Genomic DNA, 16,590 nt, shown 5'->3' on the forward strand with positions numbered 1-16,590 from the left:
CCACACCTTTCGCAAAGGAACGAAGGGCGACCGGTTAGGAACCGGTCGCTTTATTGGTTTCGTGGCTGTGATCGTGGCTGTGCCCGTGATCATGGCTGTGGTCATGAGAATGATCATGAGAATGACCGTGGGAATGCCCATGATGATGGTGACCGTGATCATGACCATGACTGTCGCCGTGACTATGCCCGTCGGTGCCAATCCCCATCACATGATGATGATGCCCGACCTGAGGTGTTGCAACGTCGCCTTCATATCCAATGATCTGTTCGCGATATTTGCAAAGCTGGCAGTTCATATTGTTGTCGCCGGTGTCAATTTCAGCCAGGCGTTCGGCAAAGCTTTCCAGCACCAGCGGATGATCGCGCAGATATTCCGCCTTGATGAATTCAACATCTTGGAATTCGGCCGCGATTTCGTCTGTATGGGCGTAAATCCGGTCGATCAGAATGCCAGCAAACAGGAAATACGGGAATACCACCACACGCTTGTAGCCAAGCTTCATGGCTTCGCGCAGACCGGCATTGACACGCGGATGGGCAACCCCGGAATAACTGATTTCGGTACGTCCGAAACCAAGCCCTTCCTGTAACATGCGTGCGACCTTATAGACGTTTGAATTGGCATCCGGGTCATTGGTGCCACGCCCGACGACCATCAGAAGCGTATCCTTGCGCGAGATGCTGTCATCAGCGGTTGCAAGGGCTTCTTCGATGCGATCAGCACTGGCACGCAGAAGTTTCGGGTCAATCGCCAGATCACGTCCGAATTTAACGTCGATATCCGGGTTTTCATGGGCGAAATTGTTCACTTCGCTTGGCAGGTCATTTTTGACGTGACCGGCGGCAAACAACATGCCCGGCAGGGCATAAATCTTCTTGTGGCCCATAGCTTTGAGTTTTTCAAAGCCATCGCGCAGGATCGGGTGCGCAAATTCGAGAAAGCCGCTTTCGACATCATAATCGGCCAGATGGGTCTGCTTCATTGTTTCAACCATGGCGTTGAACTGTGAAACAGCGCGCTCATCACGCGAACCGTGTCCGCATATCATTACGGCGCCTTTGGGGGACATAAAAGGCTGCTCCTTTGTCTCTCTCGTGTTTTGGTGCGCGACGGTCACAAACCGCCACGGTACCCGATGCCACCCCCGTTTTCACCGATTGGCCTGCGGAATGCAAGCCACAGCTGATTGGATAATCGTCGCAAGGGCGGGTCGGATAGAAAATACAAACTGTTGTGGTTTGTTTTACGGGTGATTGCAGATGTTGTGGTCACAAATCTTGCTACCCGAAATGATGGAAGGGGTAAGTAACAGGTTTGAGGCCTCCTGATCTGGATTTTGAAGTATGGTATGAAGAAAAAACAAAAAGTATGAAATTCTTTTATCAAAGCCCGTACCGATTGGCAAATCGTGCTGTTTGTTCGGTAATTTGCCCGTGTAATCCCGGATGATGATTGACGGGCATGTGCCTGCGACGCACATTGCCGCAATGGAAACCATGATTCTTGAATTTCTGATTCCGCAGCCCGGTTTCATGGGCCCGCTTTTCACCGTGCTGGTTCTGGCACTGGTGCTTGATGCGGTTTGTGGGGATTTCCCTTGGCTGTTCGGGCGGGTGCCGCATCCGGTGGTCTGGATTGGCAATCTGATTGACTGGTTTGAAAAGCGCCTGAACAAACCGCGATATGGTAACAGTGATCGCTTTTTACGCGGAAGCCTCTCCAGTCTGGCGGTGATTGCCTGTGCGGCGTCGTTTGGCGGCGTGATCCAGCTGATATCGTCATTTGGCGATGTTTTCCGGTTTGCCGATATTCTGCTGCTTGCCATCCTGATTGCGCAAAAGGGGCTTTATCAGCATGTCAAAGACGTCTCGGTCGCCTTAAAGCGCGATGGCCTTGCAGGCGGAAGGGCAGCGGTTTCGATGATTGTCGGCCGCGATCCGCAATCACTTGACGATGCCGGGGTCAGCCGGGCGGCGATTGAAAGCTGTGCGGAAAACTTTTCGGACGGCGTGGTCGCGCCGCTGTTCTGGTACGTGCTGGTCGGGCCGATTGGGCTTTGTGCCTATAAAGCGATCAATACGCTTGATTCGATGATCGGTCATCGCAGTGACCGTTATCTTTATTTCGGCAAGTTCGCGGCACGTCTTGATGATGTTGCGAACTTTGTCCCTGCACGGATTGCCGGTGGGGTGATCTGCCTTGCCGCTGTGATGGGCCGCAAAACTTCCGGCGCGCATGCCTGGAAAATCATGCTGCGCGATGCGTCAAAACACAAATCGCCCAATGCCGGGTGGCAGGAAGCAGCCTTTGCCGGGGCGCTTGACCTATCGCTTGCCGGGCCGCGCCAATATGGCGCGGAACTGGTCGAAGACCCCTATATCGGGGATGGCAGGCGGGATGCGGATGCCAGCGACATCGACCGTGCGCTAAAACTTTACACCACGTCCTGTATTCTGAACGCGGCATGGCCGTTGGTGTTAAAGATGATCTGGGTCGGGCTGGTCTAGTCTTTGCCCTGATTGATGCGCGCAATGGTCGATGTCGTCGAGAAGCCATCGGCGAGATTGGCTAGAACAACCTTGCCGCCATATCCTTGCACGATATCTGCGCCGACAACCTTGTCGATGGTGTAATCGGCACCCTTGACCAGAATATCGGGTTTGAGGGCCTCGATCACCGTGATCGGGGTGTCTTCGCCGAAAATCACCACACCGCTGACGGTTTCAAGAGACCCCAGGACAGCCGCACGGGCAGCCTCGGATTGCACGGGGCGTGCTTCGCCCTTAAGGCGTTTGACCGATGCATCGGAATTAAGCCCGACAATCAGCCGGTCGCAGTTGGATCGTGCCTGTTGCAGGAGGCTCAGATGGCCCGGATGCAGAAGATCAAAGCAGCCATTGGTGAAGCCGACCTTATAACCCTTGCGCCGCCAGCGTTCGACACGGTCCACCATGCGGTCAAGCGGCATCAGTTTGGCTTCGCCGATCATCAGGTCGTGATGATGCAGAACAGAAATCAGTTCGTCCGGATAAACAACAGCGGTGCCGATCTTGCCAACCACGATGCCTGCGGCAACATTGGCAATACGCGCAGCGTCTGAAAGTGATGCACCCCCGGCAATCGCCGATGCAAGGCAGGCAACGACCGTGTCACCGGCCCCCGATACGTCAAATACTTCGCGTGCTTCGGTCGGAAGGTGGGTTGCCTCACCTTTGCTGGTGACAAGCGTCATGCCATCCTGGCTTCGGGTCAGAAGGACGTTTTCAATACCGCATTCGGTGATGATTTTGGTGGCTGCGGCAATTGCATCCTCGTCACTTTGAATGTCGATGCCGGTTGCGGCCTGGGCTTCGGCTCGGTTCGGGGTGACGACCGTCGCACCGCGATAGATGCTGTAATCTGTACCCTTGGGATCGACAATAACCGGTTTTACGGCCTTGCGCGCGGCAGCAATGGTTGCGGCGACAACGTCACCATGCAAAACGCCCTTACCATAATCGGAAAGGATAATGGCACTGACATCGGGCGCTAGTTGTGCAGCCAAGGCAGACAGGTTGCTGATGGTTGGGGCGGCAAGCGTTGCGGTAGTTTCGTTATCAGATCGTAACAATTGTTGTCCGCCCGCGATATAGCGGGTTTTGATCGTTGTCGGGCGGTTGCGTTCAATCTGGATATAGGGCTCGACACCCTTGTCATTGGCGACATATTCCATCACCTCCCGGCCTGGAAGATCATCACCGACAAGGGAAAGAAAACGAACCGATGCGCCAAGGGCCGTCGCATTGCGGGCAACGTTGCCCGCACCACCCAGCATTGCACTTTCGCGTTCGACCCGGATGATCGGGATCGGTGCCTCTGGCGAAATACGGGTGACCGAGCCATAGACAAACCGGTCAAGCATCACATCGCCGATGCAAAGTACCTTGGCATTGGGCAGTTGTTCAACCAGTTGGGCCAGATGGCTGAGATCGGTCATGTGCGTATCGTCTTCTGTTCGTTAAATCGAAAGTGGCTCGGATCAGGCCTTGGTCAGGCCAAGGGTATGTTCGAGTGCGCCAACAAGCATTTGCCCGAGCTGTATATGCATTTCCTGAATACGGGCGGTGGTGTTGCTTGGCACGATCATCAACGGATCACACAGATCAACCATGGCGCCACCGGTTTTACCGGTCCAGCCAGTGGAAATCAGCCCCATCTCGCGCGCCTTTTCAAGGCCGAGATTGACGTTCCTGCTGTTGCCGGACGTTGAAATGCCAATTGCGACATCTCCTGGCCGACCCAGTGCCTCGATCTGGCGGGAAAACAGATAATCAAATCCGAAATCATTGCCGATTGCGGTCAATGCCGAGCTATCGGTTGTCAGGGCAATGGCCGGCAATGCACGCCGGTCATTGATGTAACGAACCGTGAATTCGGTTGCGATATGCTGCGCGTCGGCTGCTGATCCACCATTGCCAAAGAACAGGAGTTTGTTGCCTTCGTTCAGCGCATTGGTGCAGATCGATACCAGTTTTGCAAAGGGCGCACGCGTTGCTTCGCGGGTTTTGTCGACCAGATCAAGATGCTCGTCAAATTCGGCATCGAAGAAGGCATTGATATCCATTTCTTCACTCATACAACTCGGTGATTGTCTAGCTGCGGTTTTTCACAAGATCACGGAAATAGTCGATGGTTGACGCCAAGCCGGTTTCTAGTGCGACAGTCGGATTCCAGTTCAGGATTGTTTGCGCCTTGGTGATGTCGGGTTTGCGCTGCAACGGATCATCCGCCGGCAAATCCTTGAATATGAGTTTGGATTTCGCGCCAGTCATATCAATTACGCGCTCTGCAAGTTCGCGAATTGTGATTTCATGCGGATTGCCTAGATTGATTGGGCCGCTGACCGATTTTTCGGTCGCCATAAAGCGGACAAATCCCTCAATCAGATCCGAATAGAAGCAGAATGAGCGTGTCTGCCGGCCATCGCCATAGATGGTAATATCCTCATCATATAAAGCCTGAATGATGAAGTTTGATACAACGCGGCCGTCTTGAGGATGCATACGGGGACCGTAAGTATTAAAAATTCGCGCGACTTTGATTTCCAGCCCGTGCTGGCGATGATAGTCGAAGAACAGTGTCTCTGCGCAGCGCTTTCCTTCGTCATAGCAAGCACGCGGCCCGATCGGATTTACACTGCCACGGTAATCTTCGGTCTGTGGATGAACTTCCGGATCGCCATAGACCTCACTTGTGGAGGCCTGGAATATCTTCGCTCCGACGCGTTTGGCAAGTCCGAGCATGTTGATCGCACCATGAACGCTGGTCTTGGTGGTTTGAACCGGATCGTGCTGATAATGGATTGGGGACGCAGGACAGGCGAGGTTATAAATCTCGTCAACTTCAAGATATAGCGGGAAGGTTACATCGTGACGCATCAGCTCGAAATGCGGGTTGTCGAGCAAATGGACAACGTTGTCCTTTGTGCCAGTGAAGAAGTTGTCGACGCACAGAACGTCATGGCCTTCCTGGAGCAATCTTTCGCAAAGATGGGAACCGAGAAAACCGGCCCCACCGGTGACCAGAATGCGTTTGCGCCGCCACATAATCTTTTAATCCTGACAGGTTGAACTTAAATCGGCCTGAAACTAGCAGCTTGGATGATCCATTGCCATGACTTATCGTTTTTAAAAGTGGTGTTTTCGGCAAATATCGGAACGTCAGGAAATGACTGATTTTCGGGTTTGGTTTCAATTTGTCACAATGATAAATACATAAGCTGTTAACGGCCCGCGAACTATTGTATTTCAATCGGGACTTTCGCCGCGCGTTGCACATTGGAAAATCTGGTCATCCTGTATGTCTGAAAGCACGTTACCCTCACCCGAAGCCTTTTTGGTCGATTATGTGCGCCGTCTTGAGCGTCGCAAGGATGGCGTGGGGGCGGTTCATGTGCATTTTTCAAAGCTGCTGCCGTTCAACCGGCGCGATCATCATATCCGGACGGCAATTGCATCATTCGAAGAAATCGTTCCTGATGTGACCGGGCGTATTTTCACGCTGTCCAATCAGGATCTGATTTTCATCTTTGATGCGGCCGAGATTGACGAGGTCAATGCAGTCATCTTCCGGCTCAAATTCCTTTTCAATGATGATCCGCTGATCAGTGACGGCAAGGATGAAAGCGGTGCGCCTGCGACCTTTACCGACTATTTCGATGTCGCACAGCAATACAAGGATTTCCTGCATCTGACACAAACGCTTGTGCGCTCAAACGCCAACCGTCCGCGTCAGGTCAGCAAGGCGGCCGAGCGTCACAACGACAGCCCGATGCTTGAAGATGATCGTGCACCGCTGACACCCAAAATACTGGGGCGTATTGACGAAGCATTGCGCAGGGCCGATCTTTCGAACCTGATGCGCAGGCAGGCGATTTGTGCGGTTGTCGGTGATGCGAACCCGACGCCGGTTTTTCACGAATTGTTCATTTCGATCAAGGATTTGCAGCAAACACTGCTGCCCGATGTCAATGTTTTGTCCAATCGCTGGCTGTTTCAGCATCTGACGGAAATTCTTGATCGTCGCATGTTGTCGTTGCTGACACGCAGCAATGATGCATCGGTGACCGGTTCGGTCAGTATCAATCTGAATGTTTCGACCCTGCTGTCGCCGGATTTCCTGACATTTGACAGCAACGTCAAGGCAGGTCAGCGCGGAACCATCGTGCTTGAACTGCAAAAGATCGATATCTTTGCCGATCTTGGCGCATTCTTTTTTGCGCGTGATTTCTGCCGCGATCGTGGTTACCGGATTTGTATTGACGGGATCAGCCACCTTTCGCTGCCCTATATCAACCGCAACAAGCTTGGCGTTGATATGATCAAGATGATCTGGGACCCGGAAATGGAAAATCTGGACGAAGAGCACGGCAACGCCATGCGCGAAGCTGTGGCGCAATCAGGCGATACGCGCGTGATCATGTGCCGCTGCGATGATGAGCGGGCGATCAAATTTGGTCATTCGATCAATATCACCATGTTCCAGGGTCGCCATGTCGAGCATCTGCTGAGCGAGCGCACCAAAAAATAACGCCAGCAAACGGCCGGTATCTTTTTAATTCCGAAATCAAAACGATTACGCGTCGCGGCTTGTGACACCTGCCTTGACAAAGGTTGCCATGCCGTTGTGGCATTCCGCCGATGCCCGCAATAGCGGAATGGCAAGGGCTGCACCCGATCCTTCGCCAAGGCGCATGCCAAAATCGAGAAGTGCCTGTTTTCCAAGCTTTTCAATCAGTCGTTTATGGCCCGGTTCGGCCGAAATATGCCCGACCAGACAATGGTCAAGGGCATCGCTGCGAATAGTGCCAAGGATTGCCGCGGCTGCACAGGAAACATATCCATCAAGAAGAACCGGTACCCGTTGGTAACGTGCGGCCAGAATGGCACCGGCCATCGCGGCAATTTCGCGTCCGCCGACACAGCGCAGAACGTCGAATGCATCATGGAACTGATTTTTGTGCAGGATGATGGCATCCCCGACCACGCGTGTTTTGCGTTTAAGCGTTTCATCGTCGATGCCGGTGCCGCGTCCGGTCCAGTCGGCGGCTTCACCGCCAAACAGGGCATAGGCAATGGCGGCGGCCGAGGTGGTATTGCCGATCCCCATTTCACCGGGCACAAAAAGGTCAATCCCCTTTTCGATGGCGCTCATGCCAAAGGCCATTGCTTCGGCGCAGCCTTCGTCATCCATGGCGGGTTCTTGCGAGAAATCGTTGGTCGGGATTTCAAGGGCGACTTCCATCACGCGCAGTTCCGCGTCAACCGTTTTGCAGATCTGGTTGATTGCCGCACCGCCATTGATGAAGTTTTCAACCATCTGCTGGTTGACCTCGACCGGGAATGCCGACACGCCCTGTGCACAGACGCCGTGGCTTCCGGCAAAGACCGTGACACGCGGGCGTGTCATGTTCGGTCGTGAATTTCCTTGCCACCCTGCCAGCCAAAGGCTGATATCTTCCATCCTGCCGAGCGCGCCTGCGGGCTTGGTCAATTGTGGCTCGCGCGTACTTACGGCTGCCTGTGACTCTGCATCGACACCGGGCAATTGGGCCATAAGGGTGCGGATTTCATCAAGACTTTGGGGGGGATGCTTGGGATCGAACATGGAAAATCTCCGGCTGGCGGACAAGGATGCAAAGCGTCTTCTGCTTGGCTTCTGTCGCGCCCATGATTAGTCTGATTGCGTGCAAAATGCCAGTTCGAATATCGGAACACACCCGTGAACAATGATCATAATCAAACCGGAATGAATTTGCAAAACCTTGATGATGATCAAGTTGATGCCAAACAGCCAGAAACCGGATCTGAATCAGAACCTGAGCCTGAAGCCCCCCCCAAGGGGATGCTTGCTGATTTTTGGCGTGCTCTTGCCCTGCTAAGCCGGATACCGGTTTTCATTCCATGTGACTTCAGCGCGCATGCGATGGCACGATCAGTTTGGTGCTGGCCGCTGGTTGGGTTGTTCATGGCCGGGATTGCGATCATTCCGGCCTACGTCATCGAGATTCTGACCGGCAATGTCATGATTACGGCCATTGTCGCGACTTTTACCCTGATCGCGTTGACTGGGGCGATGCATGAGGATGGCATTGCCGATTGTGCCGACGGATTTGGCGGTGGATTGGACCGTCAACGCAAGCTTGAAATCATGCGCGACAGCCGGATCGGCACTTATGGTGTTGTTGCGCTTGTTTTATGCCTAGCGATGCGCATCGCCCTTCTGGATGCTGCGGGTGAAAGTGGCAGCATGGCCGCCATCCTGATTGTGATGGCGACACTATCGCGCGCGGCGATGCCGATTGTGACCTATGTGTTTGATCCGGCTCGTGAAGATGGTCTTGGCAAAAGTGCCGGACGACCCGACATCAAAGTGGTGAGCGCGGGTATTGCCATCGCCTTGGTTCTGGTGGTGATTGTTGCGGGTGCGGTGACCGCGTTCATGTGTCTGATAGCCATGATGGTCGGGGCATCGGTTGTCGGATGGATCGCCCGGCATCAGATTGGCGGCCATACTGGCGATGTGCTGGGCATGACTCAAATCATCTCCGAGCTGCTTGTCGGTATTGCATTTATCGCGATACTTCAGATTGCCTGATGATAAGATCATGAAAAGGACCGTTTAAAACGGAGCCCAAACCCGGGTCGTATTTTTCGACCGCATTTTTCCTTGGGGGAAGAATGGACAAAGCAGTGACAACCCGTTGGTGGCTTGTTCGCCATGCGCCGGTTCTCAACCCGGAACGGCTTGTCTATGGCCGAAGCGACATGCCGGTTGATCTTACCGATGAAAAGGCATTGCGCGCCCTGTCGCGCCATTTGCCAAACGACGCGGTCTGGATTACGAGCCACCTTTCGCGCACGCTTGATACCGCGCTTAAACTTCTTGAGCTGATGGATGAAAACATCCTGCCGACGCGTGAAACCGGCTTTGCCGAACAGCATTTTGGCGCATGGGAAAAGAAACACTGGAATGATCTGCCCAAAGGGGAAACCACCCGTTTCTGGACCGATTTCGCGCGCCAGCATCCTCCGAATGGGGAAAGTTTCAGCGACGTTGTCGAACGGGTTGGGCCAATATTTGACCGGCTGACAAGATATTGGGCCGGGCGCGATATTGTGGCCGTTATTCACGGCGGGACGGTGCGCGCGGCCCTTGCCAATGCGCTTGGTCTGTCGCTTGAGGCGGCCTTATCATTTCATATCGATACGCTTGGCGTGACCCGGATCGAACATATAACCGGCGTCGATCAACCGGGCTGGCGGGTGACCGGGGTTAATCTGCGTTACTGATTAAAGGGGGCTGTGCAGTTGCCGATACCCTGTTGGGCTTGAATGACATGCCACACAGGGTATCAGTTTTCAGGCGGATTTCCGTTGATCGGTTTCCTGCGCATCGACAAGTGCATATTCCGACAAAAAGCGATCTACCATATCGGCAGAGACATCGTATCTGCCACAGATTGACGCGACATCGTCAAGATAGGCTTCGTAGTAGGGAATAGGCCGACTGCGCGATTTGCCGCGAAGCTCGTTGATTTCCGTAAAGTCGGATGCAAATTCCGGTGCTTCGATAACCTGAATGATCGTGTCGTCGATGATGGCGGCGGGTTTGCCTTTGTATTTCTTGCCACAGGCTGAAAGCATTTTGCTGGCGGTCGGGATGGATATCCCGGGCTGGCCCAGAAGCAGTGACATTTGATCTTCGTCGAAATCGTCATTTTCGAACAATTCTACGAGTTTCGTCAGGTCACGGACCAGAAGAGAAAGCGCATTTACGCGGATGCCACGCGCATGCGACCAAATGATGGTCGCGACAACACCACAGGTCGGGCGGCTGGCATAAATGTTTCGAACATCACGACGCGCCAATGATATTTCACCATTTACAGCATGATGTTGCAGGAATTCGGGAAAGGATTGATCATTATAGCTCAATCTATCCAGCAGCCCGCGCCACATGTCTTCGCGTGATACGGTCTGCCAGGTTGTTGATTTCAGATTCCGAATTCGTTGAATTTGTTCATGAATTGCCATTTGATCAGCAAATTTCCAATTAACCCCAAGAAGTTTTTCCGAAACCCTTTGCGGTTTCGGCATCCGGACTTTGTTTGTTTTGTAATGTCCGGCGGTCACGCGGGCGGCTTTTGTCGGCTCTGATCCATCGTGACAAAATTATGTTCTCCTAAAGAATAACCGCCGACAAGCAGTCAATTCTTACAAATACTGACCTTATGGCTAGGTCGGAGTTTGGGCTTTGGTCGTGGGGGTAAAGCTGCTAGGTTCGGCGCTGCCGTTTGGTGATGGGAAACCGGTGTGATGCCGGTGCTGCCCCCGCAACTGTAACGGGTTGGGTGATCCGGGTGATGTGATGTCACAAGCCACCGGTAATGTTGATTTGCAGACAACATGCCGGGAAGGCGGATTGCTTTCATGCCCGCAGCCAGGAAACCAGCCATCGGTATTCCTGTTCGTAAGGATATGGGGTAACGCAATCCGGCCTCGGTGGGAGGTCAAGGCGAAGGAAAGTGGGTATGACCCAGAATATGGCTGATAGCAGCCAGCTTGCCGGGATCCATCTGATCCTTGGCGGTGCCAGATCGGGCAAAAGCCGGTTTGCTGAAAACCGGATCAACCATGCAGGCGGCGGTATTTATGTCGCGACCGGTCGTGCATGGGACGAGGAAATGGCAAATCGCATCGAACTTCACAAATCATCGCGCGGCGAAATGTGGCAAACGATTGAGGAACCGCTTGATCTTTGCGCTGTCCTGTCTGCCTGCAATCACGACGGCAGTAAACCGGTTCTGGTCGATTGCCTGACGCTTTGGCTGACCAATCTGATGCTGGAAGATCGCGATATCGGGGCCGAGTTTGACCGGCTTTGCGACCTTTTGCCGGGGCTGGATATCCCAGTTCTTCTGGTTTCGAACGAGGTTGGTTTCGGGATTGTGCCGGAAAATGCCATGGCGCGCAGCTTTCGTGATCATGCCGGACGATTGCATCAACGGATTGCCGAGCTTGCCAATCAGGTGACGCTTGTGGTTGCGGGCATTCCGATGTCGGTTAAATAGATCAGAATTCATAGATTTAAGGGTAATTGAATATGGCACAGCTTGGAAAAATTCCGGCAACAGTGATCACCGGTTTTCTTGGTGCAGGCAAAACCACGATGATCCGCAATATGCTGGAAAATGCCGGGGGTAAGCGGATTGCGCTGATCATCAACGAATTTGGTGATCTGGGCGTGGACCGCGAGGTGATTAATGGATGTGGCATATCGGGTTGTGCCGAGGACGACGTTGTCGAACTTGCAAACGGTTGCATCTGTTGCACGGTGGCCGATGATTTCCTGCCGACCATCAAGGGCCTGATTGATCGCGACACGCCGCCTGATCATATCGTTATCGAAACGTCAGGACTGGCATTGCCAAAACCGTTGGTCAAGGCGTTCAACTGGCCGGAAATCCGTTCACGGGTCACGGTAGATGGTGTGGTGGCTGTTCTGGACGGGGCGGCATTGCGCGACGGTCTGTTTGCCCATGATCATCATGCGGTTCAGGCCCAACGTGAGGCTGATGATAATCTTGATCATGAAAGCCCGCTTGAGGAACTGTTTGAAGAGCAGCTTCATTGTGCGGATATGGTGGTTCTGAACAAAACCGATTTGCTGAGCGCTGCCGAAATTGCCAAGGTAGAGGCAGATATCCGGGCCGAGCTGAAACGCCCATCGGTCAAGATCATCGCGACCGCGCATTCGAAGGTCGAAAATGCTGTTTTGCTGGGACTTGGAGCGGCGGCCGAAGACGATCTTGATAGCCGCCCCTCACATCATGACGATGGTCACGAACATGACCACGACGATTTTGAAAGCTTTGTCGTGTCACTTGACGCGGTTGACGATGCGGCCGTACTTGAAAAACGCCTGATTGATGTCGTGCGTCAGTTCGATGTCCTACGGATCAAGGGTTTTCTTGATATTCCCGGCAAGCCGATGCGCCAGGTTGTTCAGGGCGTTGGTGAGAGGTTCCAGCGTTATTTCGACCGGCCGTGGGCCGAAACCGAAACGCGCCGGTCGGAACTGGTGGTGATCGGCTTGCATGGCTTGGATCGCGGTGCCATCGAAGCGGCAATCAAGGCATCGTGACGTTTTGAAATTGTAAGATCATCCGGTCGACAACGTTGTGCGGGCGGATGATCTTGAACCAGCACACGATAAAAGAAACGGACATTTCCGATGCATCTGCTTGCCGCCCAGCCTGGACTTGTTACCGATGGAAGCGAAGCCGTCGATCTGGGGCAAAGCCCGGGCGATGTCGTTATCCTGTCGGCGGCAGAGTCCGAGCTTGCCTGTCTGGCGGGGGCGCAGGCGCGATTGACTTCGGCATTTGGTGATGTGACACCATCGCTGCGATTGGCAAGCCTTTTGCAGTTGGGCCACAACATGTCGGTCGATCTTTATGTCGACGATGTTCTGGCCGATGCCAAATTCATCATCGTGCGCATTCTGGGCGGTCGGGGATATTGGGAATACGGGATCGAACAGCTGGTCGAACTGGCCCGTCGCAACGACGTGCCGTTGGTACTGTTGCCAGGTGACGATCAACCCGATGCGGAACTGTTGTCGTTATCGACGGTAAAGGGTGCAACGTATCAGCAAATCTGGCGTTACCTGATCGAAGGTGGTCCGGGAAATGCTGAACATTTACTGCGTCTTATATATGAAAAATTGAACCCGTCTGTCAGTTGGGACTGGAAGCCGGCGGCACCCTTGGTCAAGGCAGGCCTTTATTGGCCGGGGAAAATCACCGCAAATCTCGAAGAAATTGAACAGAATTGGAAACAAAATCATACTGTTGTCTCGATCATCTTCTACCGTGCATTAATTCAGGCTGGTAATCTGGATGTAATTGATGCGCTGGTTGAGGAGTTGTTGGGTAATAGCCTCAATCCATTGCCTGTTTTTGTTGCCAGCCTCAAAGACCCGGTTGCGGCGGCCTTGGTTGAAGAATGGCTGGGGTCAACACGTGCGGATTTGATCCTGAACACCACCGGCTTCTCTCTTTCCGTTCCGGGTGTGGAACGAAAAGATGGGCCGTTTGATGTTGTCGATGCACCGGTTTTCCAGGTGGTGCTATCTGGCGGTGGTGAAGCATCGTGGCGGGATGGGGTGAACGGCCTTGCCGCGCGGGATATTGCGATGAATGTCGCACTTCCCGAAGTGGATGGCCGTATTTTATCGCGCGCCGTGTCGTTCAAGGGATCGGCGGGCAAGGATGCCCTGACGCAGATTGATCTGGTCAAATATATCCCGGTGCGCGATCGGGTGGCGTTTGTTGCCGAACTGGCGGCCAATTGGGTCAAATTGCGCAAGACGGATGCCCCGGTGCGCAAAGTTGCGATGATCATGGCCAATTATCCCAACAAGGATGCGCGCCTTGGCAATGGTGTGGGGCTTGATACACCGGCCGGGATGATTGAAACCCTTCGGGCGATGAAGGATGCCGGGTACAGGATTAATGAGCTGCCGGAAAATGGCGATGACCTGATCGCAGCGGTCAAGGCCGGACCGACGAATGATTTCAAGTCGCTGGCGGATCGCACCGTTCGTGTGACGATCCCGGTTGCCGATTATCGCGCGGCATTTGCCGCCCTGCCCGCACGCATCCGTCAGCAGGTAACGGATGCCTGGGGAGAGCCGGAAAGTGATCCGTTTTATCTGCCAGATCGGTCGGCGATTGCCCTTTCGATCCTGCCGATGGGCAATGTTGTAGTTGGGCTGCAACCGGCACGCGGATACAATATCGATCCGCTTGAAAGCTATCATTCGCCCGATCTGGTGCCGCCGCATAACTATTTCGCGTTTTATATCTGGCTGCGCCATCATTTCGGGGCACAGGCAGTCATTCATTTCGGCAAACACGGCAATATGGAATGGCTGCCGGGCAAGTCATTAGCGCTGTCGGAAGAATGCTTCCCCGAAGCCGTGTTTGGCCCGACACCGCATTTCTATCCCTTTATCGTCAATGATCCGGGTGAAGGCACACAAGCCAAGCGCCGTGCACAGGCGGTGATCCTTGATCATCTGACCCCGCCTTTGACGCGAGCAGAGAGTTACGGACCCCTTAAGGATCTTGAGGCGCTAGTTGATGAATATTACGACGCAGCAGCAGTTGATCCACGCAGATTGATCATCCTGAAGCGTGACATCCTTGAGCTTGCTATTCGCATCGGGCTTGACCGCGATTGCGGGATTGAGCCGGACGAGGACGAGGAAAGCGCGCTTGCCAAGCTTGATAACTATCTGTGCGAGTTGAAGGAACTTCAGATCCGCGATGGTCTGCATATCTTTGGTAAGGCACCGGAAGGCGATCTTTTGACCGATCTTCTGGTCGCACTGGCAAGATTGCCGCGCGGGGCGAGCGAGGGGTCGAAGGCGTCACTTCATCGGGCCTTGGCCGCCGATATCCTTGGTGATCCCGATTTTGATCCGCTTGATTGTGCCTTTGCCGAATTCTGGCCAGGAATTAGGCCCGAAATTCTTGCGCAATATGACGTTGGTGCGTGGCGTACCATGGGCGATACGGTGGAGCGGATCGAGCTTTTGGCGCGTGATCTGGTACGTGGGGAGGTGGTCGCGGATCAGGCATGGCAGCGGACAATTGAAGTTCTTTCCGATATCGAAATATCTATTCGTCCGGCGGTGACAACCTGTGGCGAGGCAGAGATTGCCGGATTGCTGCGCGGTCTTGCGGGCAAGTTTGTCGAACCGGGGCCATCGGGGGCGCCAACGCGCGGGCGGCCAGATGTTTTACCGACCGGGCGGAATTTCTATTCGGTCGATACGCGCACGATCCCGACCCCGGCGGCATGGCAATTGGGGTGGAAATCAGCCGAATTGTTACTGGAACGGCATGTGCAGGATCATGGTGAATGGCCCGCGGCCCTTGGTCTTTCGGTTTGGGGCACCAGCAATATGCGCACTGGCGGTGATGACATTGCCCAGGCGCTTGCCCTGATGGGTGTACGGCCAACATGGGACAGCGCATCGCGCCGTGTGACCGGGTTCGAGATTATGCCAGCATCTCTGCTGGGGCGACCGCGCGTTGATGTGACGTTGCGCATATCGGGGTTTTTCCGCGATGCGTTCCCGGGTCTGATTGACCTGTTTGACAGCGCGGTGCGTGCGGTGGCCGAACAGGCGGATGAAGCGCCCGATATGAACCCGATTGCGGTTCGGGTGGCGGCAGAAACGGCAAAGCTGTGTGACGCCGGGGCCAGTCCTGATCAGGCCAGAAAACAGGCGGCATTTCGCGTGTTTGGTGCCAAGCCCGGTGCCTATGGCGCGGGATTACAGGCGATGATCGACGAAGAGCTTTGGGAGGACGAGGCCGATCTGGCGGATGCCTATCTGGCGTGGGGCAGTTATGCCTATGGCAACGGGGCGGAAGGTGAAGCCGCGCGTGATATGTTTGAAACACGGCTGTCGCGGGTTGATGCGATTGTCCATAATCAGGACAACCGCGAACATGATTTGCTGGATTCCGATGATTATTATCAGTTCGAAGGCGGAATGACATCGGCAGTTCGGCATCTGTCCGGCAAACAGCCGACGGTTTATCACAGCGACCATTCCCGCCCGGAAAGCCCGAAAATCCGCACATTGGAAGAAGAAATCGCCCGTGTTGTCCGGGCACGCGTGGTCAATCCGAAATGGATCAAAGGCGTAATGCGCCATGGTTACAAGGGCGCATTTGAGATGGCGGCGACGGTGGATTACCTGTTTGCCTTTGCCGCAACGGCGCGCTGTGTTGCGGATCATCATTTTGATCTGGTTTATGATGCGTATCTCGATGATACGGATGTGCGTGATTTTATCAGGGATTACAATCCCGACGCACTTTCTGATATCCGCAATCGTCTGCGCGAGGCGATTGATCGTGGCCTTTGGCAGCCGCGCCGGAATTCCGTATCAGTCGATCTGATGGGGAATGGCGCGGCATAACCGGGCCTTAGACGTTATCGTAAATCACGAGAATTTTACCGTTGA

At 54.1% G+C, this 16,590-nt stretch carries 13 protein-coding genes and 1 riboswitch; of the genes, 7 read left to right on the plus strand and 6 right to left on the minus strand.

Going from position 1 to position 16,590, the window contains the following annotated elements; genetic code table 11:
- Positions 1-34: 34 nt before the first annotated feature.
- On the minus strand, positions 35-1,072 hold the full coding sequence (locus BC440_RS13750; RefSeq protein ID WP_063092179.1) for a sirohydrochlorin chelatase: 1,038 nt from the start codon (positions 1,070-1,072) through the stop codon (positions 35-37).
- A gap of 418 nt (positions 1,073-1,490) precedes the next feature.
- On the opposite strand from BC440_RS13750, the gene cbiB reads away from it, so the two are divergent.
- On the plus strand, positions 1,491-2,510 hold the full coding sequence (cbiB, locus tag BC440_RS13755) for an adenosylcobinamide-phosphate synthase CbiB (protein WP_223304940.1): 1,020 nt from the start codon (positions 1,491-1,493) through the stop codon (positions 2,508-2,510).
- Here cbiB and rfaE1 read toward each other — a convergent pair.
- The 3 genes from rfaE1 to BC440_RS13770 are packed head-to-tail and all read right to left on the minus strand — an operon-like array spanning position 2,507 to position 5,588.
- A complete protein-coding gene (rfaE1, locus tag BC440_RS13760) occupies positions 2,507-3,979 on the minus strand; it encodes a D-glycero-beta-D-manno-heptose-7-phosphate kinase (RefSeq protein WP_063092177.1) in 1,473 nt (490 codons plus the stop codon). The genes cbiB and rfaE1 overlap by 4 nt on opposite strands.
- A 42-nt stretch (positions 3,980-4,021) precedes the next feature.
- Entirely contained in the window at positions 4,022-4,606 is a 585-nt protein-coding gene (locus tag BC440_RS13765; RefSeq protein WP_063092346.1) for a D-sedoheptulose 7-phosphate isomerase, read from the minus strand.
- 28 nt (positions 4,607-4,634) lie between these two features.
- Positions 4,635-5,588 (minus strand): UDP-glucuronic acid decarboxylase family protein, encoded by a 954-nt coding sequence (locus BC440_RS13770; protein WP_063092176.1) that lies wholly within the window; start codon positions 5,586-5,588, stop codon positions 4,635-4,637.
- Between the two features lie 253 nt (positions 5,589-5,841).
- Here BC440_RS13770 and BC440_RS13775 point away from each other — a divergent pair, with 253 nt between their 5' ends.
- Positions 5,842-7,071: a hypothetical protein gene (locus BC440_RS13775; RefSeq protein ID WP_063092175.1), complete on the plus strand. Its 1,230-nt coding sequence runs from the start codon at positions 5,842-5,844 to the stop codon at positions 7,069-7,071.
- Positions 7,072-7,116: 45 nt separating this feature from the next.
- Here the strand turns inward: BC440_RS13775 and cobT are convergent, their stop codons facing one another.
- Positions 7,117-8,148 (minus strand): nicotinate-nucleotide--dimethylbenzimidazole phosphoribosyltransferase, encoded by a 1,032-nt coding sequence (cobT, locus tag BC440_RS13780; RefSeq protein WP_063092174.1) that lies wholly within the window; start codon positions 8,146-8,148, stop codon positions 7,117-7,119.
- 237 nt (positions 8,149-8,385) lie between these two features.
- On the opposite strand from cobT, the gene cobS reads away from it, so the two are divergent.
- Complete coding sequence (gene cobS, locus BC440_RS13785) at positions 8,386-9,138, plus strand: adenosylcobinamide-GDP ribazoletransferase (protein ID WP_037989300.1); 753 nt, start codon at positions 8,386-8,388, stop codon at positions 9,136-9,138.
- Positions 9,139-9,221: 83 nt separating this feature from the next.
- A complete protein-coding gene (locus tag BC440_RS13790) occupies positions 9,222-9,833 on the plus strand; it encodes a histidine phosphatase family protein (RefSeq protein ID WP_063092172.1) in 612 nt (203 codons plus the stop codon).
- 69 nt (positions 9,834-9,902) lie between these two features.
- On the opposite strand, the gene BC440_RS13795 is transcribed toward BC440_RS13790, so the two are convergent.
- Positions 9,903-10,478 (minus strand): hypothetical protein, encoded by a 576-nt coding sequence (locus BC440_RS13795; protein WP_223304942.1) that lies wholly within the window; start codon positions 10,476-10,478, stop codon positions 9,903-9,905.
- Between the two features lie 312 nt (positions 10,479-10,790).
- Positions 10,791-11,015, plus strand: a riboswitch (cobalamin riboswitch).
- Between the two features lie 59 nt (positions 11,016-11,074).
- Here BC440_RS13795 and cobU point away from each other — a divergent pair.
- From cobU to cobN, 3 genes are all read left to right on the plus strand, one after another.
- Positions 11,075-11,614 carry a bifunctional adenosylcobinamide kinase/adenosylcobinamide-phosphate guanylyltransferase gene (gene cobU / locus BC440_RS13800; protein ID WP_082822647.1) on the plus strand — a complete coding sequence of 180 codons (540 nt, stop codon included), beginning with the start codon at positions 11,075-11,077 and terminating at the stop codon, positions 11,612-11,614.
- Between the two features lie 32 nt (positions 11,615-11,646).
- Positions 11,647-12,687, plus strand: coding sequence for a cobalamin biosynthesis protein CobW (cobW, locus tag BC440_RS13805; protein WP_063092170.1), 1,041 nt, complete (start codon positions 11,647-11,649; stop codon positions 12,685-12,687).
- Positions 12,688-12,777: 90 nt separating this feature from the next.
- A complete protein-coding gene (gene cobN / locus BC440_RS13810) occupies positions 12,778-16,545 on the plus strand; it encodes a cobaltochelatase subunit CobN (RefSeq protein WP_063092169.1) in 3,768 nt (1,255 codons plus the stop codon).
- The last annotated feature ends 45 nt before the right edge of the window (positions 16,546-16,590 follow it).

The organism is Thalassospira sp. MIT1004 (assembly GCF_001858545.1).
Lineage (GTDB): Bacteria > Pseudomonadota > Alphaproteobacteria > Rhodospirillales > Thalassospiraceae > Thalassospira > Thalassospira xiamenensis.